2 protein-coding genes are annotated in these 2,621 nt (G+C 35.5%); both read right to left on the reverse strand.

Translation table 11 applies throughout. The annotated features are described in order from the left end of the window. The coding region (locus tag ABY905_RS16265) for a PAS domain-containing protein (protein WP_372645771.1) at positions 1–572 on the reverse strand (572 nt) is incomplete at its 3' end. Continuing rightward, positions 569–2,621: CheR family methyltransferase (locus ABY905_RS16270; RefSeq protein WP_372645773.1), on the reverse strand; the 2,053-nt coding region annotated here is incomplete at its 5' end. The genes ABY905_RS16270 and ABY905_RS16265, both read right to left, overlap by 4 nt.

Here is a 2,621-nt window from a genome sequence, read left to right on the forward strand (position 1 = left end):
TCCAATAAATCCAGTTCGGCTTGTTTTCTTTCCGAAATATCGATTAATGTTAAAAGGTAAAAGTCGTTGACTTTGTCCGCAACGCCATCTATATTTACACATATTGGACGATTACCTTCTTTGTTTAATATGACTTCGCAGGATATTTTTTTATTGCTGGAATAAATATCCTGAAGGAAGAGATTGAAAGTTGATCGTGTATTTGCAGATACAAAAGAATCGAAACGCTTACATATTAAGGGAGAACGTTCCTTTCCAAGTAAATCAGCGGCAACAAAATTAAGTTCAATAATTTCACCCTCATGTGAAAGGGTAAGATAGCCCGAAGGTGCAAAATCATAAAGTTCCTTGTATTTTTCTTTAGCAAGATCATTTATCTTTTTATTTGCCAACAATAATTCCTCGTTTGTCAATTCAAGTTCAATTTCATGAACCTGCAATTCGTGAATTAGTTTCAAAGTATCCGCTTCTGAAAAAGGTAAGCCCGTTTTGGTTTGCTTAATTTTCAAAAGTTTTTCTGCCTTTTGGCGAAGCAAGAGGGCTTCTTCTATAATAACATTTTGTGTTCTCATGGCTTATACAAATTATGTTCACGAAGTATTCTAATACTCTCTTTGAGTTCTTCTTCCAATTTTTTAGCGGTTGTGATTTCAACAAATGTTATGACCAGACCATCGATACGGTCATCGGTTGTGCGATAAGGCATAATACGAACCGTAAACCACCTTTGGTCGTGGGTTGAAATATCTGTTTCTTTATATACTAGTGATCTCAAAACTTCCCTGCAATGTTCTGCCATATCAAGGTACTGCAAATCGGTAACCATTTCGGTAAAAGGTCTACCAATATCAATGGGTCGAAGTTTGAACAATTTTGTTAGCTGGTTTGTAAAACGGCGAATATTTAAGTCTTTGTCGAGAAATAAAGTAGCAATATCGGTGCTATCCAAGAGGTTTTTCATGTCATTGTCAGCGATTACAAAATCAGCTATTTTGCTTTGCAGCTCATTATTTACGGTTTGCAGTTCCTCATTCAGACTTTGCATTTCTTCCCTTGAGGTGGTCAGTTCTTCATTGGTTGATTGCAATTCCTCATTGGTCGATTGTATTTCTTCATTGGTTGATTTTAATTCTTCCTGCGTGGTTTGCATATCTTCTTTTGTGCTTTGTATCTCCTCATTAGCATGCTGCAATTGAAGTTCTAACTCTTGTTCGCGTATGGTTGAATTTTTTTTACCCTTTGGCAGTTTTCTGTTTGTAGCTCGTGGAATATCCAAAACATCAGAAAAAACAATCATAATGGCTCCCTTAATTATTTCGGGCTTTTCAATTTGCTGAAGCGTAATATCCACGATCTGAGTATCCCCGTTTGTTCCAACTTTTATATTCAGTAATTTTACAGGCTCGTAATTTTGTTTTGCTTTGCGTACTGCACCTAATAGTTCATTATTCAAGCCTTCGCGTGCCATAGCGTAAATATTCCAGTTTGCTTTTCCAGCTGCCGGTTCTAAATATTTACCTGTTCGACCTGTAATATATAAAATATCGCCTTCCTCGTTTATCAATACACTAGCAGGCGAAAATTTCTGCAGAATTAACTGGTCAGCAAGTGTTTGAATATTTTCAGTCATATTGGATGGTTTAATTTCTTCAACGATTTGTTTTTTTATATGAGTGAATGCTCTTGGGAAATCCAAAAACTCCTTCTCCACCTTTGTTTTCGAGCGTTTATAAAATTTCAGTTTTACATCAATCGGTGTAAATTGATTGTTTTGAGAATTATCATTTTCTGCACTTCCGAGTATCATTATTCCCTCGGCATTAAGACTGTAATGAAACAAATTCATTATCTTTTTTTGTAATCTGGGTTCCAAATAAATTAATAAATTCCGGCACAAAAGAAGATCTAATTTTGTAAAAGGCGGATCTTTAATAACACTATGCGGTGCAAATACAATCATCTCACGTATGGAAGTCTTTATAAAGTAACCGTTTTCAGCTTTAATGAAAAAACGGTTTATTCGCTCTGTAGAAATATCGGCAATTATATTTTGACTAAAAAATCCTTTTCTGGCCTTCTTAATGGCATCGCTATCAATATCAGTGGCAAATATTTGAAGCGAAAGTCGCTTATCATCTTTTATTTTTTCGTAGGCTTCTTTAAAAACAATTGCCAATGAATAGGCTTCTTCGCCCGTTGAGCAGCCCGTAATCCATGCCCGTAGAACATAGCCGCTGGGCAATTCATTAAGCAAATCAGGTAATACACTATCCTCAAGCTTCTTCCAAACATTAGCGTCACGAAAAAATTTAGTTACGCCAATTAGTAACTCTTTGAAAAGAATATCTATTTCATTTGGATTCTGTTGTAAAAAGCGAACATAATTTGCAATCTTATCAATTTGATGAACCTGCATCCGCCGTTCTATCCTTCGAAATAAGGTGTTTTTTTTATATAAAGAAAAATCATGTCCGGTTTGCGTTCTTAGTAAGAGAACAATTTTTTCGAGATTGCTTTTGATTTTATTGTCAATTTCGGTTTTCGTTGCTATTCCCGGACTCACTTTAAGAAAAGCAAGCAATTTTTCGGGTAGTTCGTTTGCTGCTGCCAAAATATCGACA

Source organism: Ancylomarina sp. (genome assembly GCF_041555295.1).
GTDB lineage: Bacteria > Bacteroidota > Bacteroidia > Bacteroidales > Marinifilaceae > Ancylomarina.